Source organism: Pseudidiomarina taiwanensis (assembly GCF_003987435.1).
GTDB classification, from domain to species: domain Bacteria; phylum Pseudomonadota; class Gammaproteobacteria; order Enterobacterales; family Alteromonadaceae; genus Pseudidiomarina; species Pseudidiomarina taiwanensis.
Window position 1 is genome coordinate 439,908 of record NZ_PIQG01000002.1, and the last position, 14,845, is coordinate 454,752.

14 protein-coding genes are annotated in these 14,845 nt (G+C 51.8%); 6 read left to right on the forward strand and 8 right to left on the reverse strand.

The window, feature by feature from the left end; all coding sequences use genetic code 11:
* Position 1 precedes the first annotated feature (1 nt).
* The 5 genes from hpf to mgtE are packed head-to-tail and all read left to right on the forward strand — an operon-like array spanning position 2 to position 3,310.
* On the forward strand, positions 2-289 hold the full coding sequence (hpf, locus tag CWI83_RS05980; RefSeq protein WP_126827110.1) for a ribosome hibernation promoting factor: 288 nt from the start codon (positions 2-4) through the stop codon (positions 287-289).
* A gap of 28 nt (positions 290-317) precedes the next feature.
* Positions 318-773 (forward strand): PTS IIA-like nitrogen regulatory protein PtsN, encoded by a 456-nt coding sequence (gene ptsN, locus CWI83_RS05985; RefSeq protein ID WP_126827113.1) that lies wholly within the window; start codon positions 318-320, stop codon positions 771-773.
* Positions 774-780: 7 nt separating this feature from the next.
* A complete protein-coding gene (gene rapZ / locus CWI83_RS05990) occupies positions 781-1,629 on the forward strand; it encodes an RNase adapter RapZ (protein WP_126827116.1) in 849 nt (282 codons plus the stop codon).
* Complete coding sequence (locus CWI83_RS05995; protein WP_126827119.1) at positions 1,626-1,898, forward strand: HPr family phosphocarrier protein; 273 nt, start codon at positions 1,626-1,628, stop codon at positions 1,896-1,898. Before rapZ ends, CWI83_RS05995 begins: the two co-directional genes overlap by 4 nt.
* Positions 1,899-1,951: 53 nt before the next feature.
* On the forward strand, positions 1,952-3,310 hold the full coding sequence (gene mgtE, locus CWI83_RS06000) for a magnesium transporter (protein ID WP_126827122.1): 1,359 nt from the start codon (positions 1,952-1,954) through the stop codon (positions 3,308-3,310).
* Between the two features lie 27 nt (positions 3,311-3,337).
* On the opposite strand, the gene pmbA is transcribed toward mgtE, so the two are convergent.
* Entirely contained in the window at positions 3,338-4,717 is a 1,380-nt protein-coding gene (gene pmbA / locus CWI83_RS06005) for a metalloprotease PmbA (RefSeq protein ID WP_420849391.1), read from the reverse strand.
* 75 nt (positions 4,718-4,792) lie between these two features.
* On the opposite strand from pmbA, the gene yjgA reads away from it, so the two are divergent.
* Complete coding sequence (gene yjgA, locus CWI83_RS06010) at positions 4,793-5,317, forward strand: ribosome biogenesis factor YjgA (RefSeq protein WP_126827125.1); 525 nt, start codon at positions 4,793-4,795, stop codon at positions 5,315-5,317.
* Here the strand turns inward: yjgA and tldD are convergent.
* The 7 genes from tldD to mreC are packed head-to-tail and all read right to left on the reverse strand — an operon-like array spanning position 5,314 to position 14,841.
* Entirely contained in the window at positions 5,314-6,759 is a 1,446-nt protein-coding gene (gene tldD, locus CWI83_RS06015; protein WP_126827127.1) for a metalloprotease TldD, read from the reverse strand. The genes yjgA and tldD overlap by 4 nt on opposite strands.
* Positions 6,756-7,601 carry a carbon-nitrogen hydrolase family protein gene (locus CWI83_RS06020; RefSeq protein ID WP_126827130.1) on the reverse strand — a complete coding sequence of 282 codons (846 nt, stop codon included), beginning with the start codon at positions 7,599-7,601 and terminating at the stop codon, positions 6,756-6,758. The genes tldD and CWI83_RS06020 overlap by 4 nt, the downstream gene beginning before the upstream one ends.
* Positions 7,549-11,424 carry a YhdP family protein gene (locus tag CWI83_RS06025; RefSeq protein ID WP_126827133.1) on the reverse strand — a complete coding sequence of 1,292 codons (3,876 nt, stop codon included), beginning with the start codon at positions 11,422-11,424 and terminating at the stop codon, positions 7,549-7,551. Before CWI83_RS06025 ends, CWI83_RS06020 begins: the two co-directional genes overlap by 53 nt.
* Complete coding sequence (gene rng / locus CWI83_RS06030; RefSeq protein ID WP_126827136.1) at positions 11,425-12,897, reverse strand: ribonuclease G; 1,473 nt, start codon at positions 12,895-12,897, stop codon at positions 11,425-11,427.
* Positions 12,894-13,469: a Maf family protein gene (locus tag CWI83_RS06035; protein ID WP_126827138.1), complete on the reverse strand. Its 576-nt coding sequence runs from the start codon at positions 13,467-13,469 to the stop codon at positions 12,894-12,896. Before CWI83_RS06035 ends, rng begins: the two co-directional genes overlap by 4 nt.
* Before the next feature lie 14 nt (positions 13,470-13,483).
* Positions 13,484-13,966, reverse strand: a complete 483-nt coding sequence (gene mreD / locus CWI83_RS06040) for a rod shape-determining protein MreD (RefSeq protein WP_241969883.1) — start codon at positions 13,964-13,966, stop codon at positions 13,484-13,486.
* Positions 13,963-14,841 (reverse strand): rod shape-determining protein MreC, encoded by an 879-nt coding sequence (gene mreC / locus CWI83_RS06045; protein ID WP_126827143.1) that lies wholly within the window; start codon positions 14,839-14,841, stop codon positions 13,963-13,965. The genes mreD and mreC overlap by 4 nt, the downstream gene beginning before the upstream one ends.
* Positions 14,842-14,845 lie beyond the last annotated feature (4 nt).

Genomic DNA, 14,845 nt, shown 5'->3' on the forward strand with positions numbered 1-14,845 from the left:
TATGCAAATCAATCTAACCGGTCATCACGTAGAAATTACCGAAGCATTGCGCAACTATGTCGACGAAAAATTCGCCAAACTTGAACGTCATTTTGACCATATCACCAATGTGCATGTGATTTTGAATGTTGAGAAGCTGACCCAAAAAGCGGAAGCGACTGTGCATGTTCACGGTGGAGAGATTTTTGCAGATTCAGAACATCAAGATATGTATGCTGCAATCGATAGCTTAATTGACAAGCTTGATCGACAGGTGATCAAGCATAAAGAAAAAACCCAGCGTCACTAAACGCTGCCCTTATTTGATATAGGAAGATATGGACTTTACGCTCCTGTTGAGCCCCGACTGCACGCGCCATGCAGTTGCGGGCTCAAGCAAAAAGAAAGTATTAGAACTCATCGGTCAGCTCGCTGCGCCTCGCCTGCACGGGGTTTCTGATTTTGATGTCTTCCAGAGCATCTTGCAGCGTGAGCAGCTCGGCAGCACCGGCATCGGGATGGGTATTGCTATCCCCCACGGTCGGCTCGCAACCTCGAGCAAACCGGCCGCGGTATTGCTCACCCTCGACACCCCTATCGACTTCGACGCAATTGATAATCAGCCCGTTGATATTATTTTTGCACTGCTGGTACCAGAAGACCAACACGAACAACATTTACAAACTTTAGCCGCCATTGCACATCGCTTACACGATAAAAAGTGTTTGCGTGCTATGCGAAATGCTGAAACTGATCTAGAGTTATATCAAATGTTTATCGAAGGTTCAGATTGAGGGCGTCATGCAACTAATTATCGTTACCGGGCGTTCTGGATCAGGCAAAACCATTGCTTCGCGAGTGCTCGAAGATCTTGGTTTCTATTGTGTCGATAATCTTCCGATCACCCTACTCCCCACCCTGGTCCATGCGGTGGTTGAGAACTACGATAGAGTTGCTGTGAGCGTCGACGTCCGCAACTTGCTAGAAGATGGCAGTCAACTCACTGATGCTCTGGATTTTCTGCCTCAGAAGATCAAGCCAGAAATTCTCTACTTAGATTCGAGCGATGAGATCTTACTGCGGCGGTTTGGGGAAACGCGGCGCTTACACCCGCTCTCAAAAACCGAGTTGCCGCTGGCGGAAGCCCTGCAAATGGAAACCCGGCTGCTGGAGCCGCTGGCTGAGCGTGCCACTTGGCGTATTAACACTGACGGCTTGAGCGTGCATGAATTAAGTGAACGCGTAAGCGAACGCGTCCTCGGTAAAGCCGCCACTCGATTGATTGTGGTATTTGAGTCCTTTGGCTTCAAATATGGCTTACCATCAGATTTAGATTATGCCTTTGATGCTCGTATTCTGCCGAATCCACATTGGGTGCCCGAATTAAAACCACTGCGCGGCACTGACCCTGAGGTGCAACATTTCTTCGCGCAGCAACCTATGGTGACTAAATTTATTCACCAAATCGAAACTTTCTTCGAAACCTGGTTGCCCCACTTTCAACGCGCTAATCGGAGTTATCTCACCATTGGCATTGGTTGCACCGGTGGTCAACACCGCAGCGTCTATATCGCTGAGCAGCTCGGCCAGCGTTTCAGTGGACAACAATTTAAGGTGACGGTGAAGCACCGTGAGGTCAGTCGCAAATGAAGGTGAGCGCAGACGTCGTGATCCGCAATAAGCTGGGGTTACACGCTCGCGCTGCGACTAAATTGGCAAAATTAACTCAAGAATTTGATGCTAAAGTCGAAATCACTCAAGGTGAACAAACCGTTAATGCGGCCAGTGTCATGTGTCTGCTCCTGTTAGCCAGTGGCCAAGGCCGAACTATCACGGTAAGCGCTGAGGGCCCAGAGGCCGAACAGGCGGTGCAGGCGATTACTGCACTTATCGCCGATCGGTTTGCCGAAGAGCAGTAGCTGACGTTCGCAGTAAAATAAGATAAACTCTTCTAATCTTTAGGAGTTTTAGCATGCTTGACGTCGCCGAAAAAGAACTCGCTGAACAGCGCTTACAAGAGGTCACCGAAGCCCTTTCGCGTGGCATGTATGTGCTTGCCCGACGTCAATTGCATAACCTCCCTGCTTGGGATATCGCCCTGCTGCTGGAATCCTCACCACCTAAGGCGCGGGCCATTATCTGGCAGCTCGTTGATGCTGACGAGCATGGGGATATCCTCGAAGAGCTCTCCGAAGAAGTTCAAAAATCCATTGTCCGGCAAATGGCCCCAGAAAAACTGGCGGCTGCGACCGAGGGCATGGATACCGATGACCTTGCTTACGTTCTCCGTGGTCTACCTGAACCCATCTATCAAGAAGTGCTTAAATCGATGGATGAGCAGGACAGGCAACGGGCCGAGCAAGCGCTATCGTACGAGGAGGATACTGCTGGCGGTATTATGAACACCGATACCATCACCTTGCGCGCTGACGTCAGTATTGATGTGGTATTGCGTTATTTGCGCTTAAAAGGTGAGCTGCCAGAAGCGACTGACAAACTCTATGTGGTCGACCGTCAGGATAAACTCATCGGGGAAATTGGTATTAGCCGCCTCCTCACCGTTGATCCATCGCGTTTGGTTGAAGATGTGATGGATGCTGATGTACACGGCATCGCGGTCGACATGGACGAGACCGAAGTCGCCAAACTATTCGAACGACAAGACTGGATTTCAGCACCCGTGGTTGACGAAAACGACCGTTTGCTCGGTCGAATCACCATCGATGACGTGGTCGATATCATCCGTGAAGATGCACAGCACAGCATGCTCAGCATGGCCGGTCTTGATGATGATGAAGATACCTTTGCACCGGTGCTCAAAAGTACCCGACGCCGCTCGATTTGGCTTGGCGTGAACTTAATCACCGCAATATTAGCCGCAGCGGTGTCGTCACTATTCGAGGATATCCTTGCGCAAATGGCGATTCTTGCCATCCTCAACACCATTGTACCGAGTATGGGGGGTATTGCCGGTTCGCAAACTCTGACCTTGGTTATTCGCGGGATGGCCTTAGGTCATATTGGGAGCAGTAACCAACGCTGGTTGATTGGTAAAGAGCTTGCGATTGGTGCCTTAAACGGAGTGATATGGGCGGTGCTCATTGCCACCGTCGTCGCGGTTTGGAAACAAGACTTACTGATTGGCGGGATTATCGCCTTTGCAATGATGGCCAACCTACTTGCTGCCGGTCTTGCTGGGGTTACGGTACCGCTTATTTTGAAGAAATTCGATATCGACCCGGCTCTTGCCGGTGGCGTGATCCTGACTACAGTCACTGATGTAATCGGGATTTTTGCCTTCCTTGGCACGGCGACTTTGCTGTTAGGCTAAGCCGCTTACTTTGCGCTGAATGCCGGCTTAGTTTCCGGCTACTTTCATCGATTCGATTAATATCGAGCCGCACTGTATGCCATAACGCGGGTCACGGTCATCGCCTATCGCCACAATATTTCCGAGCATATCGGCAAGGTTACCCGCTATGGTAATTTCAGCGACAGGATACTGAATCTCACCATTTTCTACCCAAAAGCCTGCTACGCCGCGCGAGTAATCGCCGTTGACCAGATTCACGCCCTGCCCCATTAACTCAGTGACCAGTAACCCTGTGCCCATTTGCCGGCAGAGTGCAGCTAAATCTTGACCTTGATCGCTCACATACCAATTGTGGATGCCACCGGCATGACCGGTTGCCTGCATTTGCATTTTGCGGGCAGCATAACTGGTGAGTAGATAGGTTTGCAAAACTCCATCCTTGATAATGTCACGCGCCCGCGTGGCAACGCCTTCTTGATCAAATGGGCTACTGGCAAGAGCGCCTTTTACCAGCGGATCTTCGTGAATCGTTAGCCAACTTGGCAGAATTTGTTCACCCAATTTATCCAGTAAAAAACTCGCACGGCGATAGAGATTCGCGCCACTGATGGCACCGACTAAATGGCCGAGCAGGCTGTGAGCGATGTCACTGCGAAAGATGACAGGCACACTTGCGGTACCAATTTTACGACTATCGAGTCGCGCCACAGTTGCTGCGACCGCTTCCTCAGCAACCCGCTCTGGACTCCACAAGTCGGCTAAATTGCGCGCCAAACTGTAACTATAATCACGCTCCATGCCTTGCTCAGTCTGACCGATCAATGAGCAACTTAAACTATGCCGTGACTGCAAATAGCCACCGATAAAACCATGGCTATTACCGTATACGCGAAAGCCAACGTGGCTGCTATAGCCCGCGCCATCTGAATTCACAATGCGCGGATCTTGGGCTAAGCCATGGCGCTCACAGGCGAGCGCTTGGCTGAGGGCAAATTCAGCGCTCTGATCAGCGGGGTGACACAAATCTAAATCGAGCACCTCAGTTGCCATCGCTGCGGCATCGGCTAACCCTGCAAACGGGTCAGCGGTAGTGTAGCGGGCAATATCATTGGCCTTCTCAACGCTGGCGCGGATCGCACTCGGGCTTAGATCTGTCGTCGACGCCGAGCCTTTTTGTTGGCCCCGATAGAGGGTGATCCCCAAGGCGCCATCTTGGTTGAATTCAACCGTTTCAACTTCACCCATGCGGGTGCCCACATTAATTCCACGACTGCGACTGATCGCACATTCTGCCGCACTGGCACCGAGCTGCTTGGCATAGCTTAACGCCTCACGCACGGCCGCTTCGACCTGCTCCATATCAGCGTTGAGTTCGGCCCGAGTTGGGATCTGCGCGTTCGCTTGTTGATTCATACCATGATCCATTTTCATTTCCTGATTAATTCTTGCCGCGATGCTGTTAAACTATCACTCTTATTTATGACTTTAGAGATTGCCCCTATGAATCAGCCATTCAACGATACTGAGCATTATGACGATGACGACTTCGTCAGTAAGTCACAACTCAAACGTGAAGCAGCTGCTTTACAAGCACTGGGTGAAAAGCTGGTCAACCTCAGTGCGGGCAAACTCGCAAAAATTCCGCTTGATGACAGTTTGGCTGATGCCATTCTGTTGGCCCAAAAAATTCGCAATAAGCGCGAAGGCTACCGGCGCCAACTGCAATTTATCGGCAAAATCATGCGCCAACTCGATACGGCTGAGATTGAAGCCGCCGTTGCCGAGCTTGAGAAGCAACATGACACGCAAAATGCTTTTTTCCATCAACTCGAAAAAACCCGCGATGCGATTTTGAGTGATGGCGATGAAGCCATTCAAGCTTTTCTAGCTGACTACCCCTTAGCTGATCGGCAAAAACTACGCCAACTCTATCGCCAAGCACAGAAACAGCAGCAACAAAACAAGCCACCACAAGCAGCCCGTGAGCTGTTCAAGTACCTGCGCGAGGTGGCGCAGTCAGATTAAGCGGTGCCGCCGATGGTTAGAGCATCAACCTTGAGAGTTGGCTGACCAACCCCAACGGGTACGCTTTGACCATCCTTACCACACACGCCAACGCCGCTATCTAGGGCTAAGTCATTGCCCACCATCGACACTTGCGCCATCGCCTCAGGGCCATTGCCAATTAGCGTCGCTCCCTTCAGGGGAGCGGTTAATTTACCCTCTTCAATCAAATAGGCTTCGGCCGCTGAAAAGACGAATTTGCCTGAGGTGATATCCACCTGACCACCGGCAAAATGCGGTGCGTACACCCCGCGCTTGACGCTGCTAATGATTTCTTCGGGACTACTCTCGCCCGCCAACATATAGGTATTGGTCATGCGAGGCATAGGTAAATGCGCATAAGATTCACGCCGCCCATTCCCGGTTGGCGCAACCCCCATCAAGCGAGCATTGAGCTTATCTTGCATGTAGCCAACCAAGCGACCTTGTTCGATTAAGACGTTATAGCCCGCAGTGGTGCCCTCATCATCAATGCTCAGCGAACCACGACGGTCGGTTAAGGTGCCATCATCGACTATGGTACAAAGTGAAGAGGCGACTTGCTGCCCCATTTTCCCAGCATAAGCAGACGCGCCTTTGCGGTTAAAATCACCCTCAAGACCATGCCCGACCGCTTCGTGTAACAACACCCCAGGCCAACCTGAGCCGAGCACGACCGGCAAAGTACCTGCGGGTGCAGGTTTCGCCTCGAGATTCAAAAGTGCCAGCCGCACCGCTTCTTGTGCATAGTTTTGCCAACGCTTGTGCTCGCCTTCAAGGGCGCTGAAGTAATGGTAGTCGACGCGAGCCCCGCCCCCGGCGCTGCCGCGCTCACGCTTACCATTTTGCTCAACCAACACGGTGCAATTGAGCCGTACCAGCGGGCGTATATCCCCCACATAAGTGCCATCGGTGGCAGCCACAAACATCTCATCATAGCTGCCACTAATACTCGCAATCACTTCAACCACGCGCGGGTCAAGACTGCGTGCATAGGCATCAATTTCTTGTAAAAGACTGATTTTAGCGGCTTCATTGAGACTATGCAGTGGATTTACATCGGCATAGCGCAGCTGTGCCTTTGTCGGGATAAGCGCTGCGACCCGCTTACTTTGTCCATGCATGGCGATGCCACGGGCTGCCTGAGTAGCGTGATCAAGAGCGGCCAGTGAAAGTTCATCGGCGTAGGCGAACCCGGTTTTATCTTCGTGCACTGCACGCACACCCAGCCCTGCCTCAATGTGAAAGCTGCCATCTTTAACAATCCCATCTTCGAGCACCCATGACTCGTTGACGCTGCGCTGGATATAAATATCGGCAAAGTCAATTGGTCCAGTGTAGAGCTGGGCGAGGGCTTTCGTTAAGCTCTGCTGATCTAATTCATGGGCATGGAGTAATTTAGCTTCGAGCTGCTGTTGCTTCATTCATAAACCTTCTTTGCTTGAGCGCGATGCGCGGCAAGTGGAATTTGTTGGCGATATTCGCTTAATTCGGCCACCTTAACTGGAGCGCTAATCCATTGCGGTGTATGGTCTGTGGTTTCTGTTACGATCCGTCCCCAACCATCGATCACCATGGCATGGCCATAGGTTTCGCGACCATTCGCGTATACCCCAGCCTGCGCGGCAGCGACCATAATGGCTTGTTGTTCAATCGCGCGCGCACGCGTCAATACATGCCAATGCGCGGCTCCCGTCACTTGGGTAAAGGCCGCCGGCAAGGCAATTAATTCAGCCCCACGTTGGCGCAATGCGGTGAACAATTCGGGAAAGCGAATATCATAACATACCGCGAGTCCAAGCCGGCCAAATTCAGTGTCAATAACCGTCAACTCAGTACCCGGCTCAGTCCATTCGGATTCTCGATAGGTGCGGGTGTTATCCGCCACATCGACATCAAATAAATGAATTTTGTCGTAGCGACCGACTTGCTCCCCGTGCGGATTAAATACCAAACAAGCCGCCCGAAAGCGTGGCTGCTGCGGCTGTTCAATCAATGGAATGGTGCCACCTACCAGCCATATTCCAAAGTCTCTCGCCAGTTGCGCCAAGCCCTCTTGCATGGGGCCTTGGCCAGGTAATTCAGCAAGTGCTCGGGTTTGTTTATCACCGGCGCCAAAACATAGGCAGGCCTCGGGTAACACCACCAGTTGCGGCCGTGCCTCTGGCAAGCTCGCAAAAAGTTCGCGTAACTCAGCTAAATTCGCAGCAGGATCAGGGCTGCTGGTTAGTTGCAGGGCCGTCACTTGCACGGTTTGGTTCGCCATCTTTCACCTCCAGTGCGGGCAGTTCAACCTCGCGGCTATCACGTGCGATTTCTTCGACAATCGGCTCATCCATCGTGCCGGTAATTCGATATTCAATACGACTGATCACCTGCGCATCTTGTAGCACCTGATCAATCAGTAAGGCGGCTAACCCCGATGGCGGATTCACCATCCACGCCAGAATAACCGGTAAGCTAGAGGTCACTTTCGGGGCAAAATAAAGACGGTAATCAATTTCTTGGCTGACTAAATTGGCCATCCCGACCACTTCCATGTCGCCAGCGGCACCATCCATAAAGGTATTATCGGTACGCACCACGCCATTATCGAGTACGAAGGTCCCGCTAAAGGCGTCAAAGAATAAGCCGTTGGCAAACACATCACGAAAATCAAAGCGCAGCTTGCGGAAAATCCCATCCAGGCTAAGGAGGCTAAATAAGCGCGCACCACCATCGCTGATTTCATTCAGGTAGCCTTGCGCGAGGCGCCACTGAACTTCACCATTCACCGTCGGATGATTATAGTCTTGCGGTTGCCCTTGCCAGCTCAGATCAAACTGCAGTTCTGCAGATGAGTCCTGCACCATACTGGTAATGGCGTAGCTTTCTAAAAAGCGTCCCACATCCGTACTGCTGAATTCACCACGCACTTCGGTCAGTTGATTGCCCTGCCGATTCCATTCAAGTTCAGCCGCCATGCGGTGGCCGCTGTGCGCCATTATAATCTTAGGTAAGGAATAACCAGAGCTAGTCGGTTGCCAACTTAACTCGACGGCGCCGAGGTTGTAATCCTCGTAGGTGCAGCGCGCACAATTTAAGTTAACCTGCGGCCAACGGCTAAAGTCGATACGCGTCGGCGGATCTGCCACGATTGTGCTGTCTTCTTCGATAACCTCAGCGACCTCAGCGACGACGCTACGGAGCTCAATAAAGTCCGCATTGAGATTCAATTGTGCAGGGGTGTCGCTGGTTGCGAGCTGATACTCACCCTCAAGTCGAGCCTCTTTAGCGGCTAAGCGCAATCGCCAAGAGTCAGCTTGCTGTTGCTGCTGTGGCCAGCTGTACAGCGTCGCTTCGCGGAAGCGGAAATCACCGAGCCATAACTCCGCACTATTCACCAAAACTAAATCCGGTTGTAGAAAACTTAAATCCGTATCGGCTTGGGCACGACTTTGCCAGACACTGTCGACCTGCTCAAAGGCATTAAGCCAGGCATCCAGATGCAGAGCCTGTTGATTGAATTCGAGCAGAAACTTGGCTTCGCGATTCGCACTCAGACTGGGCACCGCCATACCGCTATCACCGATGCGCGCATACCCTTGTTGCAGGGTTTGCCCGCTACCATCAAGCTGCAACTCGAGTAAGCTGTCAGTGCCTAACTGGCTGTTGATCAGGATACTATCAGGACCACCGGAGACCAGTAACTGCCATGGACGTGCTTCTCCAGCAGGCTTCGCTAGCGGCTTGGGTAACGCTAGCGCGAGTTGCTCAAGATTTGAATCTTGGCGCCAATTAAATGAGTAACCGCCGTCATCGGGGAGAACCAGATCGAATTGCGCTTGCCAATTAAAGTTACCCTGTAGTAATTGCGGTTCATTTAAAAACCAATCACCAAAGAACTGAGCGTTGACCCGATAACTATTCGCTTCCGCTTCACCAAATAAGTCGACTCGAGTCGGTTGCTGTTGCCAGCGCAGTTGCAACTGTTCGGCACTGATTTGGTCATTACGATAGGCGAGGCGGCCGTTTAGATGCGAAAAGCTCTGCTGCAAACTCTGGATATAAAGCGTATTGCCGTCCAAGTCGACCCCACCGCTGGCGACCACTTCGCCTTGATTCAGTGGAATCACCAGATGGAGGTCACCGGTGATTGGACCTTTAAGTTGCAGTTCGGTGAGACTCTTGCCGACGCTTGCCTGCAACGGACTATTCGCAAAAATGGGCTGTAACTGCTCGGCAGGACCGCTAATATCAGCGCGAATATCCAAAAAGGGTTCGCTGGCCACTAAGTTAGGAATTAAGGTGTCCACTTGGACCAAATTAACCCCACCAAGCTGCGCGTTTTCCGCACGGATATGCATCCGCTCATTATGAAAGTCGACCAGAGTTGAGGCTTGAGTCAGCGGCCACCAATCTGGCTGGAATTTAAATTCGAGTTCGCGCAGGCGGGTGCGCGCATGAAACACCCCATTATTTTGCAGGTAGGGGAAGTCGTTCAGTGAACCGCGCCAGATCATGGCGACATCGGCAACTTCGGCAGCAATGATCGAAGTATTGAGATAATCATAAAGATTTGCGCCCATCACCTCAGGCAGATGGGCCCTTAGCACACTAACGGGTTCGGCAAGGGGACCCGAGGTGACCCGCAGGGCTAACTCAACATCTGTCTCGGTAGGGCGAATAGCACCCGCTAATTCCAGCGGCAACCCACCGAGTTGTAGCTTGCTGCTCGGATCGATCTGCACCTGCCAAGTTGGGTTTAGCTTAACCTGTCCGCTGACATCGAGCTGGCTCAGTTGCCACGGCTGAGAGGCATTTAGGAACTCGCCACTGAGTGCCACGTCACGACCTTGCAGACGCCAACCAAAGCCATCGCCTTGCCCCGCCAGGGTCGCATCAATCGCCCTCAGCGCTGGGACTCGCGCGGCTTCTCGCCAGGCCAACCGCTGTGCTTGCAGCCACCATTGCAATGGCTCGCCGAGCGGCTTGTGCAAGCGCGCCTGGAGCTGCCCTTGAACCTGCTGCGCACGCAAGTTTTCGGCCCATTGCGCGCCTTGCTCCCCGGCAATGCTCAATAGTGGTAGCCAAGGTTGAAGTTCAAGCTCAGCGATACTGAAGTGGTAGTCTCCGGCCTGTTGAGCAAGACTAAAGCTGGGTAACACCACCGGCGTGCCATCAATATCTACCGTCAATGGTGCGTTATTGACAAGCCAACCCTCTCCAATCGGGCGCAATTTAAACTGCCCTTGATCAAGGGAAAGTTGATGGGTTTGCGCGGCAGATTGCCACAATAAACGGTTGCGGCCTAACTGCAATACACCATCATTGAAACTCGAATCGGTAAAATTTAACCAAAGGGTGAAATCAAACTCAGCCGCAACAAATTCCGTTTCTTGAAACTGGCGTTGCAACCAAGGCGTCACCACGAGACTTTCGGCATCGATATAGACTTGGCCATTGAGCTGTTGTGGATCGTTACCACGAATATCAATGCGGATTTCTAAGGCACTATCGGTGACATCGGCAATCCGCAACTGGCCAATACCTTGGTGCTTGGTGCCTTCGTTAATCCAACTCAAGCGGTCCACTTGAATTTGCCGTTGTTGTCCAAGCAAATTGGTCACTTCAACAACACTGTCCGATATCACAACTTGATCAAGTTGGTTTAAGAAGAAGCGCGGAATCAGGTCGATTAAACTGACATCGGTTTGCAGGGCTTTATCGCGTAAATCGTATTCAAAGCGAGCACCGGCGAATATCACTTGCTCAAATTGCAGGGATAACTGGCGCACTGATTGCCAAAAGTTAAAATGTACGCGTGCTTCAGGGACACTAAACACCGAGCTTTGCGCCGCCTGCGGGTTCAAGCTCACTTGATGCAAAATCAATTGCGGACCGGTGCTGTTCCAATCAGCGCTAAGTTGACCAATGGTCGCGGTGACTTGATAGCGATTAGCGAGCATTTGCTCGACTTGCTTGGTGACATCAGGCAGTTGCGGCAGCAGGTAACGCAAAACAGTTACCAATAAGGCAAACAGCACCAAGCTTATGGCGACAGCATAAACTAAACTGTGATAAAGCCAACGTGCCGAGCGCCGTAACATCTACATCATCACCACATCAAATTGCTCTTGATGGTACAGCGGTTCCGTTTGTACTTTCACCTGCTTACCAATAAACACCTCAAGCTCAGCAAGAGCATGAGACTCTTCATTCAAGAGGCTCTCGGCAACGCTCGCCGAGGCATACACTAAAAAGTGGTCAGCGGCATAAGCGCGATTGACTCGAACGATTTCGCGCATGATTTCGTAGCATACGGTTTCAACCGTTTTCATACTGCCGCGACCACTACACACCGGACACTCGGAGCTGAGGACATGTTCGAGGGATTCGCGGGTGCGCTTACGGGTCATTTCGACCAGCCCAAGGGTGGTAAAACCATTAATCGAGGTCTTGGCGCGGTCTTTCGCGAGGGCCTGCTCGAGGCTGTGCAGCACACGCTTACGATGGTCGGGATTTTGCATATCGATAAAGTCGATAATGATGATCCCGCCTAAGTTACGCAACCTCAGTTGCCGGGCAATCGCTTGCGTCGCCTCGATGTTGGTATTGAAAATCGTTTCTTCAAGATTGCGATGACCGACAAACCCACCGGTATTGATATCGATGGTGGTCATGGCTTCGGTTTGGTCGATGATAATCGAACCACCTGATTTCAGCTCGACCTTGCGCTCAAGCGCCCGCTGAATCTCGTTTTCAACATCAAACAAATCAAAAATCGGCCGATCGCCGGTGTAGTATTCCAGTGCCTCTTCAAGTTCGGGCACGAACTCTTGCACGAATTCCTGTAACACCTCGAAGGTCAGGCGTGAATCAACCCGGATCCGTTCAATTGGCTCACCGACAAAATCACGCAAAATGCGACAGGAAAGATTCAGGTCTTCATAGACTAAGCCAGTTTTGCGCATGCCCTTGCGGCGCTTTTGAATGGTATCCCAAAGCCGCCGCAGGAAAGCCGCATCACGACTGATCTCTTCATCACTGGCGCCTTCGGCAGCGGTACGGACAATAAACCCGCCTTGTTCATCACAATAAGGCTGAGCAGCCCGCTTCAAGCGCTCGCGCTCAGCTTCATCTTCGATCCGCTGCGAAATCCCTACATGCGGAGATTGCGGCATGAGCACCATATAGCGTGAAGGAATGGTGATATCTGTGGTCAGCCGCGCGCCTTTGGTGCCAAGCGGGTCTTTAATGACCTGTACTAAAATATGTTGTCCCGCACGAACCAACTTCGCAATATCCGGTTCTTTACGAATCGGCTTGGTGTCGATCTCTTCCACTTGTTCAATGTGAGTGACGATATCCGAGGCATGCAAAAACGCGGCTTTATCAAGACCGATATCGACAAATGCAGCTTGCATCCCCGGCAATACCCGCGAAACTTTCCCCACATAAATATTGCCGACCAAGCCACGTTTAGCCTGCCGTTCGATATGCACTTCTTGCAAAATGCCATTTTCAATTAGCGCAACCCGCATTTCAGTGGGGGTTACGTTCATTAAAATTTCTGCACTCATGCTGATGCTCCTTGCATCCGCTCGATTAATTCTTGGGTTTCAAATAACGGCAATCCAACCACCGCAAAATAGCTGCCCGCAAGGTAGCGCACAAATTTCCCAGCGGCGCCCTGAATACCATAGCCCCCCGCTTTATCGTGCGGCTCACCGGTGGCCCAATAGCTTTCAATCGCAGTTGCGCTAAGAGTTTTAAAATGGACATCGGTACGCACCACAGTGGCCTCGCACTGTTCACCTCGGGCTACCGCAACTGCCGTTAAAACCTGGTGTACTTGCCCTGATAAAGCGCTCATCATGGCCTGATAATCGGCTTTATCCCGCGGCTTTTCCAAGACCTGACCGGCACTGACAACCACCGTATCTGAGCCAATCACTAAGGTCTCGTGATCAGCGCCAACGAGCTGTTGCCCTGCCCGCGCCTTTGCGACGGCCAAGCGCTCGACATAAGCTGTGGCTGTCTCAGCGGGCTGCTGTTGCTCGGGCACCTGCGGCGCGACGACCGTAAAATCCGCTAACAATTGTTGCAGCAACTGCTGTCGACGCGGTGACGCTGAGGCGAGCACATACTTCATCAAAGCGCTCCTCGTTAGTGAATATGATTATGGCGACGGTAACGTCGCAGCGCCAAAAATACCCATGGCCAAATCAAAGCAGAGGACACGACCGGATATAAGTATGGCACGCTAAACACAGCATCGTTCAATACATGCTCTATTTCATACACGATGACGCGCTTGAAAAAGATTAAAATAGCCACCACGAGCGCCTGTTGTACTAGAGCATAGTGGCGAATACGCTGATAATGGCGCAGCACTGGATAACTGATTAACAGCAAAGCCGAGGCATACACACCGAAGGTTGACCCCAACAGAATATCGGTTAACAAACCGACGATTAATACTGTGCCCACGCCAACCCGATGCGGGATTGCCATCAGCCAATAGATAAGCACTAAGCTGACCCAATCCGGGCGCCATGGTTCTAATAAGGCAGGCATCGGCATAACAGTGAAAACCAGAGCAATCACATAGCTGATGAGCAAGGGGATAAGGCCGGCTTTAACCATCATGATTCAGCTCCTTGCGCAGCATCGGCAGCATGATCATAAATCGGCTTTTCGGTGGCATTCTCTGGCCACAGCAATAACAGCGAGCGAACGCGATCGAGTTGTGCGAACGGTCGCGCATTAACCTGCGCATAGTGCAGCCGTTCATCCCGATCAATGCTAATGATTTCGGCGACCGGATAACCTTCGGGATAAACACCCCCTAAGCCTGAGCTCAGCAGCACATCCCCTTCTTGCAATTCGGTACTGTGCGGAATAAATTTCAACTCGAGTTGATTCAAATTACCGATACCCTGAGCGATCACCCGAATATCGCTGCTCTCTGAGCGTAACGACAAGGCATGACTCTGATCTGATATCAGTAAGATGCGCGCCGTAGTGCGACCGACATCGAGTATCTGGCCAACTATCCCGCGATTATCTAAAACGGGTTGACCGACGTACACGCCGTTACTTGAGCCTTTGTTAATGACCACTTGATGGGAAAACGGATCGGTGGCAACAGCGACCACTTCAGCCACCATGCGGCGACTGGTCTTGCGTACTTCAGAACCGAGTAACTCTCGGAGCCGCGCATTTTCGTTTTCTAAAAAGTTTAACCGTTGCACCGCCATTTGCAGCTCGGTTAATTGCTCTTGCAGGGCAACATTTTCTTCCCGCAATGCTGATCGCGTCTGGGAGAGATAGACCAGTCGTTCCATGATTTGCTCGGGCAATACAGCTAGATACTGCACCGGTGCAACCACTGTGTTCAAAAACGAACGCACCGGCTGCATGGTATTCAGCCGGTGGTCAAGAAACATCAGGGTGGAGGCGATTCCTAGGGCGACCAACAAGCGGGTTCGTAGGGATAAGCCTCGCTCAAATAACGACCGCATGCTG

Bases quoted from the DNA above. Each gene is read 5' to 3' on its own strand.
- mreD (WP_241969883.1), bottom strand. From the start codon at position 13,966: ATGATGGTTAAAGCCGGCCTTATCCCCTTGCTCATCAGCTATGTGATT.
- ptsN (WP_126827113.1), top strand. From the start codon at position 318: ATGGACTTTACGCTCCTGTTGAGCCCCGACTGCACGCGCCATGCAGTT.
- CWI83_RS06025 (WP_126827133.1), bottom strand. From the start codon at position 11,424: ATGTTACGGCGCTCGGCACGTTGGCTTTATCACAGTTTAGTTTATGCT.
- tldD (WP_126827127.1), bottom strand. From the start codon at position 6,759: ATGAAGCAACAGCAGCTCGAAGCTAAATTACTCCATGCCCATGAATTA.
- hpf (WP_126827110.1), top strand. From the start codon at position 2: ATGCAAATCAATCTAACCGGTCATCACGTAGAAATTACCGAAGCATTG.
- rapZ (WP_126827116.1), top strand. From the start codon at position 781: ATGCAACTAATTATCGTTACCGGGCGTTCTGGATCAGGCAAAACCATT.
- yjgA (WP_126827125.1), top strand. From the start codon at position 4,793: ATGAATCAGCCATTCAACGATACTGAGCATTATGACGATGACGACTTC.
- mreC (WP_126827143.1), bottom strand. From the start codon at position 14,841: ATGCGGTCGTTATTTGAGCGAGGCTTATCCCTACGAACCCGCTTGTTG.
- CWI83_RS06020 (WP_126827130.1), bottom strand. From the start codon at position 7,601: ATGGCGAACCAAACCGTGCAAGTGACGGCCCTGCAACTAACCAGCAGC.
- rng (WP_126827136.1), bottom strand. From the start codon at position 12,897: ATGAGTGCAGAAATTTTAATGAACGTAACCCCCACTGAAATGCGGGTT.
- CWI83_RS05995 (WP_126827119.1), top strand. From the start codon at position 1,626: ATGAAGGTGAGCGCAGACGTCGTGATCCGCAATAAGCTGGGGTTACAC.
- CWI83_RS06035 (WP_126827138.1), bottom strand. From the start codon at position 13,469: ATGAAGTATGTGCTCGCCTCAGCGTCACCGCGTCGACAGCAGTTGCTG.
- pmbA (WP_420849391.1), bottom strand. From the start codon at position 4,717: ATGGATCATGGTATGAATCAACAAGCGAACGCGCAGATCCCAACTCGG.
- mgtE (WP_126827122.1), top strand. From the start codon at position 1,952: ATGCTTGACGTCGCCGAAAAAGAACTCGCTGAACAGCGCTTACAAGAG.